The organism is Aeromonas sp. FDAARGOS 1418 (assembly GCF_019048585.1).
Classification (GTDB): domain Bacteria; phylum Pseudomonadota; class Gammaproteobacteria; order Enterobacterales; family Aeromonadaceae; genus Aeromonas; species Aeromonas caviae.
The window spans coordinates 862,366-882,205 of sequence record NZ_CP077387.1 but is presented as its reverse complement, the minus strand read 5'-3'; the positions used below and the strand labels follow the sequence as shown (position 1 = coordinate 882,205).

At 61.3% G+C, this 19,840-nt stretch carries 21 protein-coding genes and 1 pseudogene; 10 read left to right on the top strand and 12 right to left on the bottom strand.

Going from position 1 to position 19,840, the window contains the following annotated elements:
* Positions 1-154 precede the first annotated feature (154 nt).
* From I6L48_RS04205 to I6L48_RS04195, 3 genes and pseudogenes are all read left to right on the top strand, one after another.
* Positions 155-250: pseudogene (locus tag I6L48_RS04205) on the top strand (sulfurtransferase TusA); the annotation flags it as partial.
* Between the two features lie 124 nt (positions 251-374).
* Complete coding sequence (gene tusA, locus I6L48_RS04200) at positions 375-620, top strand: sulfurtransferase TusA (RefSeq protein WP_041214136.1); 246 nt, start codon at positions 375-377, stop codon at positions 618-620.
* Between the two features lie 18 nt (positions 621-638).
* Positions 639-986, top strand: coding sequence for a RidA family protein (locus tag I6L48_RS04195; protein ID WP_039041019.1), 348 nt, complete (start codon positions 639-641; stop codon positions 984-986).
* Positions 987-1,124: 138 nt separating this feature from the next.
* Here the strand turns inward: I6L48_RS04195 and I6L48_RS04190 are convergent, their stop codons facing one another.
* Entirely contained in the window at positions 1,125-1,781 is a 657-nt protein-coding gene (locus tag I6L48_RS04190) for an OmpA family lipoprotein (RefSeq protein WP_010672405.1), read from the bottom strand.
* 162 nt (positions 1,782-1,943) lie between these two features.
* On the bottom strand, positions 1,944-2,186 hold the full coding sequence (locus I6L48_RS04185) for a hypothetical protein (protein WP_010672404.1): 243 nt from the start codon (positions 2,184-2,186) through the stop codon (positions 1,944-1,946).
* 433 nt (positions 2,187-2,619) lie between these two features.
* Here I6L48_RS04185 and I6L48_RS04180 point away from each other — a divergent pair, with 433 nt between their 5' ends.
* Complete coding sequence (locus I6L48_RS04180; protein WP_113069265.1) at positions 2,620-3,180, top strand: cysteine hydrolase family protein; 561 nt, start codon at positions 2,620-2,622, stop codon at positions 3,178-3,180.
* 55 nt (positions 3,181-3,235) lie between these two features.
* Here I6L48_RS04180 and I6L48_RS04175 read toward each other — a convergent pair whose 3' ends face one another.
* The gene (locus I6L48_RS04175) at positions 3,236-3,814 is read right to left on the bottom strand and encodes a DNA-3-methyladenine glycosylase I (RefSeq protein WP_113069267.1); all 579 of its coding nucleotides are present in this window, start codon (positions 3,812-3,814) and stop codon (positions 3,236-3,238) included.
* A gap of 187 nt (positions 3,815-4,001) precedes the next feature.
* Between I6L48_RS04175 and glyQ the strand changes: the two genes are divergently transcribed.
* The 5 genes from glyQ to I6L48_RS04150 all read left to right on the top strand — a co-directional run bounded on the left by glyQ (position 4,002) and on the right by I6L48_RS04150 (position 9,948).
* Positions 4,002-4,931, top strand: a complete 930-nt coding sequence (glyQ, locus tag I6L48_RS04170; protein WP_010672400.1) for a glycine--tRNA ligase subunit alpha — start codon at positions 4,002-4,004, stop codon at positions 4,929-4,931.
* 9 nt (positions 4,932-4,940) lie between these two features.
* Complete coding sequence (gene glyS, locus I6L48_RS04165) at positions 4,941-7,010, top strand: glycine--tRNA ligase subunit beta (protein ID WP_216987795.1); 2,070 nt, start codon at positions 4,941-4,943, stop codon at positions 7,008-7,010.
* A gap of 305 nt (positions 7,011-7,315) precedes the next feature.
* Positions 7,316-8,017 carry a hypothetical protein gene (locus I6L48_RS04160; protein WP_216987794.1) on the top strand — a complete coding sequence of 234 codons (702 nt, stop codon included), beginning with the start codon at positions 7,316-7,318 and terminating at the stop codon, positions 8,015-8,017.
* Positions 8,018-8,244: 227 nt separating this feature from the next.
* On the top strand, positions 8,245-9,009 hold the full coding sequence (locus tag I6L48_RS04155; protein WP_113069281.1) for an EAL domain-containing protein: 765 nt from the start codon (positions 8,245-8,247) through the stop codon (positions 9,007-9,009).
* Between the two features lie 165 nt (positions 9,010-9,174).
* On the top strand, positions 9,175-9,948 hold the full coding sequence (locus I6L48_RS04150; protein ID WP_069784347.1) for a hypothetical protein: 774 nt from the start codon (positions 9,175-9,177) through the stop codon (positions 9,946-9,948).
* 57 nt (positions 9,949-10,005) lie between these two features.
* Here the strand turns inward: I6L48_RS04150 and I6L48_RS04145 are convergent, their stop codons facing one another.
* Positions 10,006-10,182 carry a hypothetical protein gene (locus I6L48_RS04145; protein ID WP_154670450.1) on the bottom strand — a complete coding sequence of 59 codons (177 nt, stop codon included), beginning with the start codon at positions 10,180-10,182 and terminating at the stop codon, positions 10,006-10,008.
* Between the two features lie 104 nt (positions 10,183-10,286).
* Between I6L48_RS04145 and I6L48_RS04140 the strand changes: the two genes are divergently transcribed.
* Positions 10,287-10,691, top strand: a complete 405-nt coding sequence (locus tag I6L48_RS04140; RefSeq protein WP_010672394.1) for a hypothetical protein — start codon at positions 10,287-10,289, stop codon at positions 10,689-10,691.
* Between the two features lie 93 nt (positions 10,692-10,784).
* On the opposite strand, the gene I6L48_RS04135 is transcribed toward I6L48_RS04140, so the two are convergent.
* From I6L48_RS04135 to norV, 8 genes are all read right to left on the bottom strand, one after another.
* Positions 10,785-12,005 (bottom strand): aromatic amino acid transporter, encoded by a 1,221-nt coding sequence (locus I6L48_RS04135; RefSeq protein WP_216987793.1) that lies wholly within the window; start codon positions 12,003-12,005, stop codon positions 10,785-10,787.
* Positions 12,006-12,203: 198 nt separating this feature from the next.
* On the bottom strand, positions 12,204-13,418 hold the full coding sequence (locus tag I6L48_RS04130; RefSeq protein ID WP_216987792.1) for an aromatic amino acid transporter: 1,215 nt from the start codon (positions 13,416-13,418) through the stop codon (positions 12,204-12,206).
* Between the two features lie 69 nt (positions 13,419-13,487).
* Complete coding sequence (gene tnaA, locus I6L48_RS04125; protein ID WP_010672391.1) at positions 13,488-14,954, bottom strand: tryptophanase; 1,467 nt, start codon at positions 14,952-14,954, stop codon at positions 13,488-13,490.
* A gap of 203 nt (positions 14,955-15,157) precedes the next feature.
* Positions 15,158-15,229, bottom strand: a complete 72-nt coding sequence (gene tnaC / locus I6L48_RS20945) for a tryptophanase leader peptide (protein WP_223302601.1) — start codon at positions 15,227-15,229, stop codon at positions 15,158-15,160.
* 189 nt (positions 15,230-15,418) lie between these two features.
* On the bottom strand, positions 15,419-16,636 hold the full coding sequence (locus I6L48_RS04115; RefSeq protein WP_216987791.1) for a 4Fe-4S binding protein: 1,218 nt from the start codon (positions 16,634-16,636) through the stop codon (positions 15,419-15,421).
* Positions 16,637-16,758: 122 nt separating this feature from the next.
* Positions 16,759-17,097, bottom strand: coding sequence for a DUF1971 domain-containing protein (locus I6L48_RS04110; RefSeq protein WP_167826497.1), 339 nt, complete (start codon positions 17,095-17,097; stop codon positions 16,759-16,761).
* 51 nt (positions 17,098-17,148) lie between these two features.
* Positions 17,149-18,315, bottom strand: coding sequence for an NADH:flavorubredoxin reductase NorW (gene norW / locus I6L48_RS04105; RefSeq protein ID WP_216987790.1), 1,167 nt, complete (start codon positions 18,313-18,315; stop codon positions 17,149-17,151).
* Positions 18,312-19,796, bottom strand: a complete 1,485-nt coding sequence (norV, locus tag I6L48_RS04100; RefSeq protein WP_216987789.1) for an anaerobic nitric oxide reductase flavorubredoxin — start codon at positions 19,794-19,796, stop codon at positions 18,312-18,314. The genes norW and norV overlap by 4 nt, the downstream gene beginning before the upstream one ends.
* Positions 19,797-19,840: the final 44 nt, after the last annotated feature.

Genomic DNA, 19,840 nt, shown 5'->3' with positions numbered 1-19,840 from the left:
GAATATGGTTCAATTTTTATATTACTCATCGAGCGAAGCCTGGGTAGAGCCGGTTCACATTTTGGTAGCATATGCTGCATAACCGCCACATGGTTTGATTATTTTTTCGCCGTGAGTATCATTGCTGGCCGAATTGGTTGAAGGTTGATTATTGATGAGTGCTTTATTCTGCGGCGCAACGCACGAGCTGGACGCAATCGGGCTTCGTTGCCCCGAGCCCGTGACGATGGCGCGCAAGAAGGTGCGGCTGAAGGTTGATTATTCATGAGTACTGAATTCTGCAATGCGACCCACGAGCTGGACGCAATCGGGCTTCGTTGCCCCGAACCCGTGACGATAGCGCGCAAGAAGGTGCGGCTGAAGGTTGATTATTCATGAGTACTGAATTCTGCAATGCGACCCACGAGCTCGACGCAATCGGGCTTCGTTGCCCCGAACCCGTGATGATGGTTCGCAAGAAAGTGCGGCTGATGGCGGATGGGGAGACCCTGCTGGTCAGCGCCGACGACCCCTCCACCACCCGCGACATTCCCAGCTTCTGCCGCTTCATGGACCATACCCTGGTCGCCAGCGAGACTGAGCAGGCCCCTTACCGCTACCTGATCCGCAAGGGTCAATAACCCCGTACCGGAGCAAACATGACAACCATTACCCGTATCGGGACCACCCAGCGCTGGTCTGATGTGGTCATCCACAACGGCACCCTCTACGTGGTGGAAGTGCCCGCCACCGAGACCGCCGACATCCACCAGCAGACCCGTGAAGTGCTGGAAAGCCTGCAGCGTTTGCTGGAAGCCAACGGTTCCGGCGTCGACAGGATCCTGATGGCCAACATCTATCTCAAGGACATTGAAGACATCGCCGCCTTCAACGCGCAGTGGGATGCCTGGATCCCGGCAGGCACCGCCCCCGTCCGTGCCTGCGTGCAGGCCCGTCTGGCCCATGAAGGCTACAAGGTCGAAGTGCAGCTGACTGCGGCTGTCTAAGAGGCGGTTATCCCCTCATCCCCGACCCTTCTCCCGCAAGGGGAGAAGGGGGCAAGGAGCAAAGGGCACGCACCGGCGCCAATAGAAAGGCCCCGCCATCGCTGGCGGGGCCTTTTTCATGACTGCAACGCAGGCCGCTTAGGCGGTCGGGGTCAGGGTGATGGTCACCCGACGGTTCTGGGCCTTGCCTTCGGCGGTGCTGTTGCTGGCCACCGGCTGATCCGGGCCCACACCACTGATGGCGATGCGGCTGCCGGACACGCCCTGGCCGATCAGCTGGGCGGCAACGGCATCGGCGCGATCCCGGGAGAGCTTCATGTTCAGCTCGCGGGAGCCGGTGCTGTCGGTGTGACCGACCACGTTCAGACGGGTCTTGTCGAACTCGGCAACCACCAGGGCCACGCCGGACAGGGTGTTGGCACCGGCGGCTTTCAGCTGGGCGCTGGAGCTGTCGAAGGTGACGTTGTTCGGCATGTTGAGGATCAGCTGATCACCGTTGCGGGTCACGCTGACGCCGGTGCCTTGCAGCTTCTCGCGCAGCTTGGCTTCCTGCACATCCATGTAGTAACCGATACCGCCACCCAGGGCAGCACCGGCGGCGACGCCAGTCAGGATGCCCTTTTTGCGGTCGCCCTTGCTGGAGGAGAGCGCCCCCACGGCTGCGCCGGTCGCCGCACCCGCCAACGCGCCCCAGGCGCCCTTGGAGGTCTGGGATTCACCGGTATAGGGGTTGGTGGTACAGCCAGTGATGGCGACGGTCAGGGCAAGTGCAGGAACCAGTTTCTTGAAATGCATGAAAAAACCTCTGAAAAAGAACGACTCTAGCCGATGGCCGCGCATTCTAACCCAGAGAGGCGCCAGAGTGTGACGCGCGTATTGCGAAGATGGGCAGGGGGCAAAACGCCCTCTGCCCCTAGCGACTTACCCGGTGCAGGCCCCTCTTCGGACGGGCCCGCATCAATATTTGATATCCCGGGCCTTGTCTCGCCCCTCCTGCTTGTTGTCACGATGCTCCTGGCGGCAGTCGGCATTGCCCACCAGCCCCTCACGACACGCCTGTTTCGCGTCACGGGACTCCTGACGGGTATCCTGACGCACATCGCGGGCGTCACGGCGTTCCTGGGCCTGCTTGGTGGCCTGTGCAGGCAGGGCGGCCAGCAAGGCGGTGGCGGCAAGCAGCGCCAATACAGACTTCTTCATGATGGCTCCTTCGCCAGACAACCTGGGCAAGTCCGGCGTCTCTCAATGATAAAGGAGGGGCAAGATCCCGGTAGCGCAACCTCGGCCCTCGGGGGCGTCGTTTGTGCAGCCTCGGACCTTCTTGCACAGGGCCGGCTTCCTCTCATGTTTGCCCTGACGAGCAACGTCATCCCCAGGGTGCAGCCGATCAGGCTCAGACAACCGGGGAAGAGAGGGCGAACGGCGCTCAGTGACACGGGACTCCCTCGTGATGCCGCTCCCGATGGTGAACCCGTGTGACTGTATCCCGGCTGTACCAAGGGGCGAAAATGCTCCCGGCACGGCGCAACGGAACATGCTCCCAGGGTCTGGAGTGGTTGCCCCCCAGATGCGGGGTTGTCTCATTAGAGCCCATGGCCCCAGAGTGGGTGACATTTCTCACGGAGCCATGACCATGTCGTCCCTTTCCCGCCCCGCGCTGCTCATCATCGACATCCAGGTGGGCCTCCTCCACGGCCCGGAAGCCCCCCATGCCGGGGCCGAGACCCTGGCCAACATCAATCGCCTGAGCCAGGCGGCCCGCAGTGCCGCTCTCCCCGTGCTGGCGGTGCGCCACACGGGCCCGGCCGGTAGCCCCATCGCCGCTGGCAGTCCGTTCTGGCAGCTTGCGCCTGAGCTGGTCGTCGGCGAGGCCGATCGGGTGTTCGACAAGCAGCGCCCCAGCGCCTTCCATGGCACCGGTCTCGATGGCTGGCTGAAAGAGGACGGCGTGCAGACCCTGATCGTCACCGGCATGAAGACCCAGTACTGCATCGACACCACCTGCCGGGCGGCGGCAGATCTCGGCTACACAGTGGTGCTGGTGAGCGATGCCCACACCTGCATGGACACACCGCTACTGACCGCCGCCCAGATCATCGCCCATCACAATGCCACCCTGGCTGGCCCCTTCGTGCGGCTGATGAGCAGCGACGAGGTGTGCGAGGCGCTCGGCCGCCCCCTTGAGCCCTGCTGATTCAGAGCAAAAAAAGAAGGGAGGCCTGAGCCTCCCTTCTTCGTGCATTTCCCCTTCACGTCACCGCTGCTTGCTGGCACTCGGCATGGCAGGGGCAGGTCACCAGATGATCGTTCACCATGCCCACCGCCTGCATGAAGGCGTAGCAGATGGTGCTGCCGACGAAGGTGAAGCCGCGCTTCTTGAGGGCCTTGGACATGGCATCCGACTCCGGCGAGGTCGCCGGAATGTCGCCGTTGCCCTGACGCTGGTTGACGATGGGGGCGCCGCCCACGAAGCCCCACAGATAATCGACGAAGTCGATGCCTTCCGCCTCCAGCGCCAGATAGGCGCGGGCGTTTTTGATGATCGATTGCACCTTGAGCCGGTTGCGGATGATGCCGCTGTCCTGCATCAGCCGTTCCACATCCTGCTCGTCGAACTGCACGATGCGCACCGGATCAAAATCCGCATAGGCGCGATGGTAGCTCTCGGTGCGCTTGAGGATGGTGATCCACGACAGCCCCGCCTGTTGGCCATCGAGGCAGAGCTTGGCAAACAACTCGCGGGCGTCATACACCGGCCTGGCCCACTGCTTGTCATGGTATTCGATGTATTCCGGGTCTCTGGTCACCCAGGCGCAGCGTAGTTCCATTTCCTCTCCCCTGTTTTTCATCGGCCATCGGCAGGCCGCTTGCGTCGGCGACATCATAGGGCAAGCGGCAACATAGCCCCACTAATCCCCTGTAATTTCGCCTATTATCCGACCATGCCAGACGGTATACTCCCTCGGTTCACATTCAGCAAATCTTGCTCTGATTTCATTTCGCGCGAAAAACACTATGCAAAAATTCGATGTCAAAACCTTTCAGGGCCTGATCCTGCAGTTGCAGGACTATTGGTCCCGCCAGGGCTGTACCATCATTCAGCCGCTGGATATGGAAGTGGGTGCCGGTACCTCCCACCCCATGACCTGCCTGCGCGCCCTGGGCCCGGAGCCCATCGCCTGCGCCTACGTACAACCGTCCCGCCGTCCGACTGACGGCCGCTACGGTGAGAACCCGAACCGCCTGCAGCACTACTACCAGTTCCAGGTGATCATCAAGCCCTCCCCCGACAACATTCAGGAACTCTATCTGGGCTCCCTGAAAGAACTGGGTATGGATCCCGAGATCCACGACATCCGCTTCGTGGAAGACAACTGGGAAAACCCGACGCTGGGTGCCTGGGGTCTGGGTTGGGAAGTGTGGCTGAACGGCATGGAAGTGACCCAGTTCACCTACTTCCAGCAGGTTGGCGGCCTCGAGTGCAAGCCGGTCACCGGCGAGATCACCTACGGTCTCGAGCGTCTGGCCATGTACATTCAGGGCGTGGACAGCGTCTACGATCTGGTCTGGTCTGACGGCCCCCTGGGCAAGACCACCTACGGCGACGTGTTCCACCAGAACGAAGTGGAGCAATCCACCTACAACTTCGAACACGCCGATGTGGAGTTCCTGTTCCACTGCTTCGAGCAGTACGAGAAGGAAGCCCAGAATCTGCTGGCACTGGAAAAACCGCTGCCGCTGCCTGCCTACGAGCGCATCCTCAAAGCCGCTCACTCCTTCAACCTGCTGGATGCCCGCAAGGCCATCTCGGTCACCGAGCGTCAGCGCTACATCCTGCGCATTCGCACCCTGACCAAGGCCGTGGCAGAGGCATACTACGCCTCCCGCGAAGCGCTGGGCTTCCCGATGTGCCAACGTGGCAGCAACGAGAACAAGCAAGGTTAAGGAACGGACATGGCACAACATACATTTCTGGTAGAGATCGGTACTGCTGAGCTGCCGCCCAAAGCCCTGCGCTCCCTGGCCGAAGCCTTTGCCGACAACTTCAAAGCCGAACTGACCAAGGCCGATCTGGCCTTCGGCGACGTCGAGTGGTTTGCTTCACCGCGCCGTCTGGCGCTGAAGGTAAGCGAGCTGGCTGGCGAACAGCCGAGCAAGAGCGTCGAGAAGCGCGGCCCTGCCGTCGCTCAAGCGTTCGATGCCGAAGGCAAGCCAACCAAGGCTGCCGAAGGCTGGGCCCGTGGCAACGGCATCACCGTTGAGCAGGCCGAGCGTCTGGTCACCGACAAAGGCGAGTGGCTGGTTCACACCGCCAAGGTCGAAGGCCGTCCGGCCAAAGAATTGCTGGGCGAACTGGTCGCCTCTGCGCTGGCCAAACTGCCGATCCCGAAGATGATGCGCTGGGGCGACAAGACCATCCAGTTCGTGCGTCCGGTCTTCACCGTGACCCTGCTACTGGATGGCGAGCTGGTTCCCGCTCACATTCTGGGTATCGACTCTGCCCGCACCATCCGCGGCCACCGCTTTATGGGCGAGAGCGAATTCACCATCGACAACGCCAGCCAGTACCCGCAGCTCCTGCAGGAGCGTGGCATGGTGATTGCTGACTTTATGGCGCGCAAGGCCAAGATCAAGGCTGACGTCGAAGCGGCCGCTGCCGCCTTCGGTGGCGTGGCCGATCTGGACGACGCCCTGCTGGAAGAAGTGACCGCACTGGTCGAGTGGCCCGTGGTGCTGACCGCCAACTTCGAAGAGAAGTTCCTGGCCGTGCCGGCTGAAGCGCTGGTGCACACCATGAAGGGTGACCAGAAGTACTTCCCGGTCTACGACAAGAACGGCAAGCTGCTGCCGAAGTTCATCTTCGTCACCAATATCGAGTCCAAAGACCCGAGCCAGATCATCAGCGGCAACGAGAAGGTGGTTCGCCCCCGTCTCTCTGACGCCGAGTTCTTCTTCAAGACTGACCTCAAGCAAACTCTGGCCTCCCGCCTGCCGCGCCTTGAAACCGTGCTGTTCCAGCAACAGCTGGGCACCGTCAAGGCCAAGGTCGAGCGCATCGAGACCGTCGCCGGCTTTATCGCCGAGCGCATCGGTGCTGATGTCACTCAGGCCAAGCGTGCCGGTCTGCTCTCCAAGTGTGACCTGATGACCAACATGGTCGGCGAGTTCACCGACACCCAGGGTGTCATGGGGATGCACTACGCCCGTCACGATGGCGAAGACGAAGCAGTGGCCGTGGCCCTCAACGAGCAGTACATGCCGCGCTTTGCCGGTGATGCCCTGCCGTCCGGTCTGGTTGCCTGCGCCGTCGCGCTGGCCGACAAGTTCGACACCCTGGCCGGTATCTTCGGCATCGGCATGCTGCCCAAGGGTGACAAGGACCCGTTCGCCCTGCGTCGCGCCGCCATCGGTGCCCTGCGCATCATGACCGAGAAGCAGCTGGATCTGGATCTGGTTGAACTGGTTGAAGAAGCGGTACGCGTCTACGGCGACAAGCTGACCAACAAGACCGTCGTTACCGACGTGGTCGACTTTATGCTGGGCCGCTTCCGCGCCGCCTATCAGGACGAAGGCATCGGTGCCGACGTGGTGCTGGCCGTACTGGCCCGCCGCCCGACCCGTCCGCTCGACTTCGATCGTCGCGTCAAGGCCGTCAGCCACTTCCGCACGCTGGATGCCGCACTGGCCCTGGCTGCCGCCAACAAGCGCGTGAGCAACATTCTGGCCAAGGTCGAGGTTCCATTGCCCACTGCCGTCAAACCGGAACTGCTGGTCGATGCCGCCGAGAAGGCGCTGGCCACCCAGGTTGCCGAACTGCAAGCCGAACTGGCCCCGCTGTTCGCTGCCGGTGACTATCAGGCTGCCCTCACCCGTCTGGCCGCCCTGCGCGAGCCGGTCGACACCTTCTTCAACGAGGTGATGGTGATGGCCGACGACGAAGCCCTCAAGGCCAACCGTCTGGCGCTGCTGAACAACCTGCGCAACCTGTTCCTGCAAGTCGCGGATATCTCCCTGCTGCAGTGATCTTGGTTGGGTTGATTGATATTAAAAACGGCGCCGCGAGGCGCCGTTTTGATTAGGTTCACAGTTTTTATATTTAAATTATGTGACATTTATTTCATAAAAATCAAAGAGAGCAATTTCATGAATAAATTTTTCATTGTCTTTTTTTTATTGTTTTTCTCTGTTGTGATAAATGCACATGCAGAAAAAACTCTCAGAGCAGCGTAGAGAATGGTTCTCTTATTAATTATGAAACAATTTACAAACTAAAAGCATTTGAAGAGCTTAAAATTGAAAACAAAATAATTAAAGAGTACCATGACTCATTGTTAAGCACAGTGTACTGGGCTATAGGTGCTGTTTTGGGAGTATCAGCATTATTATTTGGTTTCGGATGGTGGTCAAATTTTAAAATACATGAAAAAGATAAATCAACACTACTAAACGAAACTTCCAGACTTATCATTGAATCAGAAATAAAGATTGCAGGAATAGTTGATGAAAAAAACTCTAAAAACGTAGATAACCTCTTAGCCTCACTAAAAAGCACCAATGAAAGAATAGATAAAATTTATAATTCAATTGAGGATTACTCCAGCGAACTTAATGAAATAAAATCTGGAATATCAAAAATAAAAATCGAACTCTCCCTGCAAAACAAAACAATTAAATACAATGAATACTCCCAAGAACTAAACCTTCGCTCTGTAGAAGAACGCCTTTGGGATTTAAAAAAGGTTTACAATAACGTTTTACTGGCGCAGTTGGAATCATTGGAGGCCAGTATTAAAATGAACCATATTCTTGGTTCAACTGAACACAACTTTGATCTAACACCAATATTGGAGAGAATTAAAACAACCATTGAGGATAATATCCTAGGGAAACCTTGCTACATATCTGACTTTACTACTTCTCGAACAGTAGAAATTCTTAAATCCATTGGTGGAGAATATAGTATAAAAGTTAATGATATTCTCTCCTTAGTAGAGAGAATAAACGTCACGCCAAGCCCATTTAGCTCGTAGGTTCGATTAGCCGTCAGGCGTAATCGGACGTTCGCGTAAATGGATTCTCCCGCCATAACGGCCAGCCGAATTCTTCCCTCCGGTTGGCCGACACGGTTACACGGCAACAACCGTAATCAAAGCCTCTCGATCGTCTGATTACGCTTTGCTAATCGAACCTACAGGGGGGTAATGAGCTGTTATCATTTGAGACAGTGCCCAGCGCCGCCACGCCCAAGAGGAAAGTCATGGATATACCTGCCGCCCCGTCCCCCGCCATCTGCCAGCTGTGTCAGGAGCAGGTGGATCTCGACTTCGATTTCACCATGGCCTTCCAGCCCATCGTCGATTGCAGCCAGCGCACCATATTCGGCTATGAGGCGCTGGTGCGGGGGATCAACAACGAACCGGCGCAGAGCGTGATTGCCCGGGTCAACGACGACAACCGCTACCGCTTCGATCAGCTGTGCCGCATCAAGGCCATCGCGCTGGCCGCCCGCCTCGACATGCGGGGCATGCTGAGCATCAACTTCCTGCCCAATGCGGTCTATCGCCCGGAGCGCTGCATCCGCACCACGTTGCAGGCGGCCCGCGAGCATCTCTTTCCCATCGAGCAGATCATGTTCGAGTTCACCGAGGTGGAACAGGTGCAGGACAACCGCCATATTCGCGGCATCGTGGATCACTATCAGGCCCTTGGCTTCAAGACGGCGATCGACGACTTTGGCGCCGGTTACTCGGGCCTGAGCCTGCTGGCCGATTTTCGCCCCGACATCATCAAACTCGACATGCACCTGCTGCGCGGCATCGACCAGGACCCGATCCGTCAGGCCATCGTTCGCCACTGTCTGGCGCTGTTTACGGAGTTGCAGATCACCCCGCTGGCGGAGGGGGTCGAGACCCGCGACGAGATGGCCTGCCTGCGGGAGATGGGCGTCAGCCTGATGCAGGGCTATCTGTTTGCCCGCCCCGGCTTCGAAACCCTGCCCGAGGTGGATTTCGCCAGCCTGTGAGCGGCGCTGGCCATCTCCCTTTGTTGGCGTTCATTCGGTAAAGGCGGGACGGGAGGCGGCCCGGAGGGTATCCACGGGCGGACGGCAGAAAGCGCTGGACCGGGCAACCCCCTGGGCTAGGATAGGACTGTCACTCTTTGCAACCACCGCTCTGACAGGGACACCATGGCGCAGGTTTCAGGATACCGCTTCTTCGCTCTTTCACTGCTCTTGCTGCTGGCCTTCCAGGTATGGGGGGCGCAAGGCAGGGGCAACATCACACTGGTAAGCTCCCTTGAAACCAGGGAGTCCCCCTATGGTCGCTGGCTCGATCTCATCTATCGGGATGCGTTCGCCCGCCTGGGTTATGACTTCCAGTACCAGGGCTACCCCGGGGGACGGGCCCCCCTGCTGGCAGAGCAGGGACAGGTCGATGGCGAGATCCACCGCGCCGCCAGCTACCAGCAGCAGACCCGCACCCTCCAGCGCGTGCCCGAGCCCCATTTCGCCGTCTCCTATCAGGCCTATGCCCACCAGCCCGGGATCCAGTTGCAGGGGTGGCACAGCCTGCAGGGCACCGGTTATCGGGTCGAGTTTCGCCGTGGCGCCAAGCTGCCGGAGATGATGCTGGGCAAGGTGGTGGCACCGGACCGGCTCTTTGCCATCGCCACCGCCGAGCAGGGGATGGGCAAGCTGCTCAAGGGGCGCAGTGACCTCTATGTGGAGCAGACCCTGATTGCCAGCCAGGCCCTGGCCGCCCTGACGCGCCAGGACCCGGGCTATGCCGGCATCTACTCCGCCGGGGTGATGGAGCTGGCCGATTCTTACGTCTATCTGCACGAACGGCATCAGGATCTGCTGGCCCCCCTTGCCAGCGTGATCCGGCAAATGAAACAGGACGGCACGGTGGCGCGCTATGAGCAGCAGGCCATGGCGGCTGAGGGCACCAGCCAACCTTAACGTCCTCTTTTTCCGCACGCCCTCCCGCGCCCTGACCATGCAGGAGACCCGGGGCGATCAATTCTGTCGCAGAGTCATGGCCGCAGCGGGCACCCTGTTCGTCAACACCACGTTGACAAAAACGCCCCCTGTATCAGGGAACTCGCCATATAAAACCCCATCGACCTTGTGTTCATCTGGCTTGCGGCCAAAAGGCACCATGTCCGTCTGTGCATACCCCAAATCTTGCAACATCCCCCGCTCCGACAGCCTCATCATTTCGATGGAGTCGCGTCATCGTTCAGGCATATCTTCCCCTCGAGGCCCGTGCCAGGGCCCGATCACAGGAGCAATACATAATGAAAAAAGCAGTAACGGCCGCCTTGCTGGCCATGATGATGGCGGCCTCGGTTCAGGCGGCAGACAAGGTGACCACGGTGCCGGTGCACTTCGCCAAAGGCGCGCACAGCGCCAAGGTTGACGGCACCTTCTCCGGTTATGACACCATCAACTACACCCTGGGCGCCAAAGAAGGCCAGACCATGACGGTCGCCATCACCGGCAGCACCAATGCCAACTTCAACGTCTTCGCACCGGGCGCCATCCCGGGTCAGGCCGAGGCACTGGGCGGCGGCAACGTGGACACAAAATGGCAAGGCACCCTGCCCAAGTCGGGCAAGTACCTGATCCAGGTCTACCAGATGCGCGCCACCGCCCGTAAAGGCGCCAAGGTCCCCCACTCCCTGTCGGTCGGCATTCAGTAACCGACGCCAATATTGCCTGTGTGACAAGCAAGAAGGAGCCCATGAGGCTCCTTCTTTGTCATTGTGTGCTGGCACTGCGACCCGGGTAACGGCTCAGCCCTTGTAGGCGGGCAGCAGGTCCACCATGTTGAGCAGGTGGAAGGCGGCGGTCAGCACGCCGAACAGGATCACCAGGACGATCATGAAGAGGCCGCCGGGGGCGCGGAAGCCCTCGCCACCTTCTTCGCGCCGGGCCGCCCGTACCTTCCAGGCCAGCAGGGGTGGGATGATGCAGGTCCACAGGGTCGCTACGGCGCCCGCATAGCCGATGGCCACCAGGAAACCGAACGGGAACAGCAAGGAGAGCATGAGGGGCGGCAGGAAGGTCACCGCCCAGGACTTGGCGCGGCCACCCCGGCTGTTGTCGAACTTGAACAGATCCGCCAGGTAGTCGAACACCCCGAGCCCCACCCCGATGAAGGAGGAGAGGATGGCCGCCATGGAGAAGGCGTTGAGGGCGCTGGCCACCGCCTTGGACTCGATCACCGAACCGAGAGCCTTGAGCAGGGCATCCACGTTGCCCCCCTCCGCGATCACCGGGCCGAACTCGCTGCGGGGCAGGTTGCCAAAGACGCTCACCAGCCAGATGAGGTAAAACGCGAGCGCGATCAGGGTGCCCCCCAGAATGGCGCGGCTGGCACGGCGCTCTTCACCGTAGTAGGCGCGCATGGAGGAGACCGAATGGTGGTAGCCGAACGAGGTGAGCGCCACCGGCAGCATCACCAGGGCATAGGGGGCGTAGCTCACTTCGCTGCCCACCCGGTCGAGCAGCAGATCGAGGCGCACGTTCATCGACAGGCCCGAGATGCCGAAGGCAAAGCTCAGCCCCATCAGGATCACCAGCAACACCGAGATGCGGTCCACCGCCCGGGTGGAGTGCCACACCAGCAGGGAGAAGGCCAGGGTAAAGAGCACGGACGCCCACTGGCTGCCCATCCCCGTCATGCCGTTGATGATGAGACCGGCCGAGGTGATGTAGGCATAGAGCAGGATGCCGCCGACGAAATAAACGCTGAGATTGTTGAGGGCGTTGACCTTCTCCCCCAGCAGATCCCGGGTCACGGTATCGAAGGAGACGCGCAGGGGATAGCCCCGATAGGACTCCAGCAGCATCCAGCCGGAGACCGTCATCACCACCATGGTCAGTGCTACCGCGAGCATGGACCAGAGGGTCCAGGCGCCCGCCCCCGCACTCGGCAGTCCCAGCATGCCGGCCCCCACACAGACGCCGGCAATGATGCATGCCCCGCCCACCAACGATGGTTTCTGTTCCATTACTCCCCCAAACGGATTGTCGACTGGTCACGGCACACCGCCGTGCTTCTCCTGCGTTCGCCACTGCTGGCGCCGGGGGACTTTACCCTGCATGCCTTCGGGTATCAAATCCGGAGGGAAAATGGGGGGAAACGGGCCGGATTCTGCGCCCCATCCGTGGAATATGTTCGGGATGGGGCCAAGTTCAGCACACCAGGGTCAGCCGGTGTAGACGGGCAGCAGACCCGCCATGGCCATCAGGTGGAAGATGGCGGTAAGCACCCCGAAGACGATGACGGCCACCACCATGGGCTGGCCGCCGGGAGCCTTGAACCCCGTCTCGTCCGGGGCCAACTCCCGGGACTTCTTCGCCAGCAGGGCCGGGATGATGCAGGCCCAGACGGTCGCCGCGGCCCCGGCATAGCCGATGGCCACCACGAAGCCGAACGGGAACATCAGGGAGAGCGCCAGAGGAGGCAGGAAGGTCACCGCCCAGGACTTGGTGCGACCGGCGCGGCTGTTGTCGAACCGGAACAGATCCGCCAGATAGTCGAACACCCCGAGCCCCACCCCGATGAAGGAGGAGAGGATGGCCGCCATGGAGAAGAGGTTGATGGCCTGGGAGACCTGCCTGGACTCGATCACCGAGGCCAGCGCCCCGAGCAGCACATCCACGTCGCCCCCCTTGGCGATGATGGGGCCGAAGGCGGGACGAGGCAGGTTGCCGAAGATGCTGAGCAGCCACAGCAGATAGAGCACCAGGGCGATCAGGGTCCCCCCCAGGATCGCCTGCCTGGCTTTCTGCTCCTCGCCGTAATAGGCGCGCATCGATGCCACCGAGTGGTGGTAGCCAAACGAGGTGAGCGCCACCGGCAACATGGCCAGGGCGTAAGGGGCGCGGCCCAGCTCCTCGGCAAAGGAGTTGAACAACTTGGCGGTGTCGACCTTGCTGGCAAGCCCGGAGACCCCGAACACGAAACTCAGCACCATGAAGACGATCAGGACGACCGAAATCCTGTCAACCGCCCGGGTCGAATGCCAGACGAACCAGGAGAACACCAGCACGAACAACACCGAGGCCAGCTGGCTATTGATGCCCAGCAGGCCGCCCAGGATGAGACCCGACGAGGTGATGTAGGCATAGAGCAAAATGCCGCCCACGAAATAGACGGTGAGGTTGTTGAAGAGATTGATCCTGTGACCGAGCAGATCCTTGGTCACCGAGTTGAAGGAGGCGGTCAATGCGTAGGGTTTCAGGGCTTCCAGCAGCATCCAGCCTGAAACCGTCATGATGACCATGGTAAGAATGATGGCGAGGGTTGACCAGCTGGTCCAGGCCCCGGCTCCCGCGCTCGGCAGCCCCAGCATGCCGGCACCGACACAGACGCTGGCAATGATGCAGGCCCCTCCGATGACGGACGGTGTTGATGTCATGTGTGTCACTCCAAATCTTTCACAGAGCAGTGAAAAAAAAGGCACAGAAAAATCTGTGCCCTTGACTCGTTATGCTTCTATCAATTTTTTCTGCGTCTTGCCGGCTGACGGGTCGTTATGCTCGACCTCTTTCAGTCTGGCGGTGAAGTGGCGCAGCACGGCCGGCTCGTAAATGAAGTCCAGCCCCTTCACCCGGTGGGCGTTCTTCTTCACCTCGCCGAAGGCCTCGATGACAAAGTCCATGTGGGTCTGGGTATAGGTGGCACGGGGGATGGTCAGGCGCAGCAGCTCCGCCGGGCAGGGGTGCTGCTTGCCGGTGGCGGGGTCGCGCCCCAGCAGCAGGGAACCTATCTCCACCGCCCGGATGCCGGCGACCTTGTAGAGCTCGCAGGCCAGGGCGTGGGCCGGGAACTGATCCGCCGGGATGTGGGGCAGCAGCTTGCCCGCATCCACGAAGGCCGCATGGCCCCCTGCCTGCTGGCACACCACGCCGATGGCCTCCAGCCCGTCCACCAGGTACTGCACCTGGCCGATGCGATAGGCCAGCCAGTCCTGGCGCATGCCGTCTCGCAGGCCCACCGCCAGGCGCTCCATGGCGCCCCCTTCCAGGCCGCCATAGGTCGGGAAGCCCTCCTGCACCACGCACAGGGTGCGGCACTCGGTGTAGACGTCCAGCATGCTGTCATCCTTGAAGCACAGCAGCCCCCCCATCTGCACCATGGCATCCTTCTTCGCCGACATGGCGAGGCCGTCGGCGTACTTGTAGGACTCCCTGGTGATCTCCTCGATGGTCCAGTTCGCGTAGCCGGGCTCCCGCTGCTGGATGAAGTAGGCGTTCTCGGCGAAGCGGGCGGAGTCCATGATGACGGGGATGTCGTACTTTCTGGCGATCTCGTACACCGCCTTCAGGTTGGCAATGGAGACCGGCTGCCCCCCGGCGGAGTTGCAGGTGATGGTGCTGACGATGTAGGGCACGTTGGCGGGGCCCGCCTCCAGGATGGCCTCTTCCAGCTTCACCAGATCGAAGTTGCCCTTGAAGTCGGCGGTGACCGAGGTATCGAACGCCTCCCTGGTGTAGACGTTCTTCGCCACGCAGCAGTTGATCTGGGTGTGGCCCTGGGTGGTGTCGAAGAAGTAGTTGGAGAGGGCCACCATCTTCTTGCGATCCAGCCCCTTCTCCTGCTCCCGCTTCTTGATGAGCACGGGGATGTAAATCTGCTCGGCGCCGCGCCCCTGGTGAGTGGGGATGGTCAGGGAGTAGCCGAAGATCTCCTGCACCGCCTGTTGCAGGGCATAGTAGCTGCGGCTGCCGCTGTAGGCCTCGTCACCGCGCAGCATGGCGGCCTGCATGTCCTGAGTGATGGCGCCGGTGCCGCTGTCGGTCAGCAGGTCGATGAAGACGTCTTCGCTGTCCAGCAGGAAGGGGTTCATGCCCGCCCGGACAATGGCCTCTTCCCGATAGGCACGGGTGGTGCGTTTGACCGGCTCGATGACACGAATACGGAAGGGTTCGGGCAGATGCTTGAAGTTTTCCATAATATAAACACCCCAGATTTAAATATTTAGAATGAGTCTCTTCCCCCGCCGAAAATAAAATGTCCGGCAGGTGGGAAATATTGGGAAATGGGTGCACGACATCGCCTCGCCAGAATAAACAGGCGAAGACGGGTGCAGCTATTTCAGTTCAGGAATGGAGGCGGGCTCGTGGCATGGCAGGCATGCCGCGCCGCTGCGGGGAATTACAGCGGGAAGAAGAACGCGATCTTATGGTCCAGGGTAAACCACTTGGGATAGCTGACCTTGATATTCATGTTGTTGCTCATCCAATTGATATTAACAACGCCAAATAACAGCACCCATTATGGTGGGGAGCGCTATATGATCAATTGCAATATGAGCAAAGTGGGATGGCGCTAACAATTTGGCGGGGGATTTTTATACAGCTTGTTATCGCCAATCCGAAAGATCCCCCCATCATCCACCTTTTGCCCTTTCCCCCCTCAGTGGCTCAACCAGGGCAGCCGCTGCAAAAGCTCGTAACGGTCAGGGATCGGTGTCTGGCTGACCCAGAGATCCAGCAAGCCGTAAGCGAGCAGCGGCAACACCAGCAGCAACAGACAGAGCAGCCCCAGCAGCTGACGGGGGGCGAGTCGCAGCCCTCGCGTGCCAAGATGCAGGGCATCGGCCCGCTTGGGGCAGGCGGCCACGCAGCTCTGGCAACTGGTGCACTCGAGGCTCTGCACCGCGATGAGCTGGTGCACCTGGATGCGCGAGGGGCAGGCCCGGCTGCACTTGTCACAGTCGTGGCCCGCGCTTCGCAGGCAGCGGTCCGGGTCGCGGCGAATGCGCACTGGGGTCAGCAGGCCGAGCAGGGCGAACCAGGCGCCATAGGGGCAGAGATAGCGACAGAACCCTTGCCGGAAGGTGGCGGTGAGCAGCAGCACCCAGCCAAGGCACAGGCCCGAGATCAGGGTCAGGTTGAAGAAGAAGGCCCCCATCTTCATGTCCGCCGCCTGATGGTAGGGGCTGGCGAGGTAGCCGGGCAGGGCGGCGGCGGGTACCGCCAGCAATATGATGAAGAGCAGAAAGCCGAGCACCAGAAACTTCTGGCCGCGCAACACGGCATCGAGCCAGCGCGGCGGGGTCCACTCCCCCGGCAACAGGCGCGAGCGCAGGCCGTGCAGCCACTCCCCCACCAGCCCGAGCGGGCAGAACCAGGCACAAAACGCCCGACCCAGCAGCAGGGCCGACAGGGAGAGCACCAGCACGGTGACGGTGGCCGCCGGGTGGTGGGGGTCCGTCAGCCCCTGCCCGAGCCAGGCCCGCAGCCCGAGACCACCTGCGATGGGCAGGAAACCGTCCACCACATCGGGGCGCACCAGCCAGGGGGTCATCCCCAGCCCCAACTGTCCGATATGAACAACATATTGAACCGCCACCAACCCCCAACACAGCAGCAATAGCTGCCTGGTGGCCATTCTGAGACGTTGACTGTCTATGTGGGCCAGCATGAGTAGGGGGCGATAGCGCAGCCAGAGCGCCAGGGTCGTGGCCACCAGCCCCAGTGCGAGCCAGAGTACCGAATCCGCCACCAGCAGCCAGAGCGCGGCGGCCAACAACAGAGAGAGCGTCCAACCCCAACCGCTGCGGCCCTGCCACAACAACAGAACCAGATAGACCAGACCCGAGGTCATGGTCAGGGCTTCCAACAGGCTCATGTTTCCCTCACTGTGCTCATCCGAATCGAGGGGGCAGGATAACCAACATCTGAGTTGATGATTTTGATCTGCATGGGCAGAGGGGGCATTCGCCCGCTCCGCCCCCTCAGCCTTAAACCCCGTTATTTGCGGCTGTGGAACAGCGGCTGGTCGGATTCTGCCTGCTCGGCCCAGAAGTGGATGTTGAAGCGGGCATCCTCCGACAGCTCGACCCTGTGCCAGTACTGGGGCGGGCTGGTGGCAAACTCCCCGGCCCGGATCACCAGGCTCACCTCGGGCTCCTCGGCCTGTTCGTCGGCAAAGCCGTGATAGGTGACGGTGCCCTCCATCACGCAGAGCTGGCCGAACACCCCGGCCGCGGTGTTGTGATGGGTGAGCAGGGCCTGGGGCACATTCTCGCGGGTAAAGAAGGGAGTGGAGCGGCGCACCACCCAGTGAGACGGGATCAGTTGCATGGCCATATCGGTTCTCCTCGTGTGGCCGAGTCGACCCGGCCGGTGCAATGAAAGGGGTTAACGGGGCAGCTGGCGCAGCAGCGGGAAGGCGGCACTCATCTGATCCCCACCCACCACGAAGCCGCAAAGCTTGCCATCTTCGCCGTGCGCCTCGGCCACCATGCCGTGGCTGTTCCAGCGGCACTGCCAGGCAAGGTCCTCGCCCCGGGTGCGACCGGCCAGTTGCAGCGGGTAGCGCGGCGTCTTCACCTTCACCAGCATGGGCGGCAGGGTCAGCGGGGTTGGCGTCCCGAGCAGGGTGCGCGCCAGCGCATTGGCCCCCAGCACTATGGGTTGCAGGAAGGGGAGCAACTGACCCTGCCACTGCACGCAATCCCCCAGCGCGAAAATATGGGGGTCGCTGGTCTGCAGCCGATCGTCGACCAGGATACCGCGCTCCACTGCCAGCCCGGCCCCGAGGGCCAGGGCCAGATTCGGCCGCAGGCCGATGGCGGCGATCACCAGATCCTGCTCGCTGGTACGGCCATCGGTCAGGGTCACCCGCCAGCCATCCCCCGGCTGGGCATCTATCCTGGCGAGACCTGTCCCGAACTGCAGGCTGATCCCCTGGCTGCGCAGGGCCTGTTGCAGCGGCTGGGTCAGGGTGGCGGGCAGCAGGGCGCTTAAGGGGCTGTCGGCCAGATCCACCAGCGTCACCTCTTTTCCTGCGCTCGCCATGTCCATCGCCAGCTCGCAGCCGATGAGCCCCGCCCCCAGCACCAGGATGCGGCGGGCCTGGCGCAGTTGCGCCTCGATGGCGGCGAACTCCTGCTGGCTGTTGAGGGTGACCAGGGATTCGCTGCCCGGCAGATCGGGGCGCGCCGCACTGGCACCGGTGGCCAGCACCAGCTGGCCGTAGGGGAATTCCCCTCGTTCGGTCAGCACCAACCGCCGGGCAGGGTCGATGCCATGCACCGGGCAGTGGGGCAGCAGCGCGATGCGCTGCTGCTCGGCAAAATCGCTGCCGCTCTGACGAGTCATGGCTGCGGCAGGGCAGCCCCGACTCACCACGTGGCTCAAGTCGGGCTTGTTGTACTCATCGCCGCTGTCGGCGGTGATGAGGCGGATGGGCTGCTCGGCGTTAAGCTTGCGCAGGCTCTTGACCAGTTGCTGGGCAGCGAAGCCGCTGCCGATCACCACTATCTCCCGGCTGATGCCGGCGTCACTCTGCGTTGCTGCGCTCATACACAGGCCTCCACGGCGCAGGGTTCAAATACCTCCTTGCCAATGCCGCAGCCGGGGCAGAGGAAACTGTCCGGCACCTGGGCCCAGGGGGTGCCCGGCGCCACCAGCTGATCCGGCTCGCCCTGGGCCGGGTCATAGACCCACTGGCAGACCGTGCAGAGCATGGCCTGGTCGTCATCCCATTCGGCGGCGGCCGCTGCGGCTTGCGGCTCAACAGCAGGCATCGCGGGGACGGGCGTCACGGTTGTCTGGGTTGTGGTGATCGGGCGGGGTGCGTCCAGCGGGTGCAACGCCCACTGACGGGCGAGCTGGCGGCCATGCTCGCGGCATTCGGCCAGCGCCGAGCCATCCGGCCGCCACTTGGCCTTGAGAGAGATGCTGATATCGAAGCCCGCATCCATCAGGCGAGTCTGGATCCGGTCCACCGCGCCACCGGTCCAGCCGTAACTGCCGAAGGCCGAGGCGCGCTTGTTGCGAAAACGCAGGCCGGTGATCTCTTCGAGCATGCCCGCCACCTTGGGCATCATGACGTTGTTCATGGTGGAGGAACCCACCAGTATCCCCTTGGAGCGGAACACCTGGGTCAGGATCTCGTTCTTGTCGTGGCGGGCCACGTTGTAGATCTTCACTGCCACGCCGGGGTCCACCTCGTGGATGCCCTGGGCGATGGCGTCGGCCATCATGCGGGTGTTGTTGGACATGGAGTCGTAGAAGAGGGTGATGCGGTCTTCCTGATAGTGGTCGGCCCACTCCAGGTATTTCAGGATGATCTGGGTGGGGTCCTTGCGCCAGACGATGCCGTGGGAGGTGGCCACCATGCTCACCGGCAGGTTGAAGCCGAGCACTTCCTTGATCTTGGCGGTCACCAGCGGGCTGAAGGGGGTAAGGATGTTGGCGTAGTAGCGCTGGCACTGCTCCATCAGCTCGGTCTGATCCACCTCGTCGTTGAACAGGTGCTCGTCGCAGTAGTGCTGGCCGAAGGCGTCGTTGGAGAAGAGCACCGCGTCCTCGGTCATATAGGTCATCATGCTGTCGGGCCAGTGCAGCATGGGGGTCTCGATGAATACCAGCTGCTTGCCGTTGCCGATGTCCAGGCTGTCACCTGTCTTGACCGGGTGGAAGTTCCACTCCGGGTGGTGGTGGTGGCCGGTGATGGAATCGATGGCGTTGTGGGTGCAGTAGATGGGGGTGCCGGGAATGCGGGCCATCAGCTCGGTCAGGGCGCCGGCGTGATCCTCCTCGGCGTGGTTGATCACCACGTAGTCGATGGAAGCGAGATCGATCTCGGCCGCCAGGTTCTGCACGAACTCCCGGCTGAACTTGTGATCGACGGTGTCGATCAGCACGTTCTTCCCTTCGCGGATGAGGTAGCTGTTGTAGCTGGTGCCCTTGTGGGTCTTGTACTCGGTGCCGTGGAAGTCGCGTACCTCCCAGTCCCGTTGGCCGACCCAGTGGATGTTGTTCTTGACGTGAATGCTCATCAGGCAGTTCCTCGAATGCAATAGTGGATGTTCAACTGAACCAG

Coding starts and splice junctions, on each gene's coding strand:
- tusA (WP_041214136.1), top strand. CDS start 375: ATGAGTACTGAATTCTGCAATGCGACCCACGAGCTCGACGCAATCGGG.
- I6L48_RS04195 (WP_039041019.1), top strand. CDS start 639: ATGACAACCATTACCCGTATCGGGACCACCCAGCGCTGGTCTGATGTG.
- I6L48_RS04190 (WP_010672405.1), bottom strand. CDS start 1,781: ATGCATTTCAAGAAACTGGTTCCTGCACTTGCCCTGACCGTCGCCATC.
- I6L48_RS04185 (WP_010672404.1), bottom strand. CDS start 2,186: ATGAAGAAGTCTGTATTGGCGCTGCTTGCCGCCACCGCCTTGCTGGCC.
- I6L48_RS04180 (WP_113069265.1), top strand. CDS start 2,620: ATGTCGTCCCTTTCCCGCCCCGCGCTGCTCATCATCGACATCCAGGTG.
- I6L48_RS04175 (WP_113069267.1), bottom strand. CDS start 3,814: ATGGAACTACGCTGCGCCTGGGTGACCAGAGACCCGGAATACATCGAA.
- glyQ (WP_010672400.1), top strand. CDS start 4,002: ATGCAAAAATTCGATGTCAAAACCTTTCAGGGCCTGATCCTGCAGTTG.
- glyS (WP_216987795.1), top strand. CDS start 4,941: ATGGCACAACATACATTTCTGGTAGAGATCGGTACTGCTGAGCTGCCG.
- I6L48_RS04155 (WP_113069281.1), top strand. CDS start 8,245: ATGGATATACCTGCCGCCCCGTCCCCCGCCATCTGCCAGCTGTGTCAG.
- I6L48_RS04150 (WP_069784347.1), top strand. CDS start 9,175: ATGGCGCAGGTTTCAGGATACCGCTTCTTCGCTCTTTCACTGCTCTTG.
- I6L48_RS04145 (WP_154670450.1), bottom strand. CDS start 10,182: ATGTTGCAAGATTTGGGGTATGCACAGACGGACATGGTGCCTTTTGGC.
- I6L48_RS04140 (WP_010672394.1), top strand. CDS start 10,287: ATGAAAAAAGCAGTAACGGCCGCCTTGCTGGCCATGATGATGGCGGCC.
- I6L48_RS04135 (WP_216987793.1), bottom strand. CDS start 12,005: ATGGAACAGAAACCATCGTTGGTGGGCGGGGCATGCATCATTGCCGGC.
- I6L48_RS04130 (WP_216987792.1), bottom strand. CDS start 13,418: ATGACATCAACACCGTCCGTCATCGGAGGGGCCTGCATCATTGCCAGC.
- tnaA (WP_010672391.1), bottom strand. CDS start 14,954: ATGGAAAACTTCAAGCATCTGCCCGAACCCTTCCGTATTCGTGTCATC.
- I6L48_RS04115 (WP_216987791.1), bottom strand. CDS start 16,636: ATGAGCCTGTTGGAAGCCCTGACCATGACCTCGGGTCTGGTCTATCTG.
- I6L48_RS04110 (WP_167826497.1), bottom strand. CDS start 17,097: ATGGCCATGCAACTGATCCCGTCTCACTGGGTGGTGCGCCGCTCCACT.
- norW (WP_216987790.1), bottom strand. CDS start 18,315: ATGAGCGCAGCAACGCAGAGTGACGCCGGCATCAGCCGGGAGATAGTG.
- norV (WP_216987789.1), bottom strand. CDS start 19,796: ATGAGCATTCACGTCAAGAACAACATCCACTGGGTCGGCCAACGGGAC.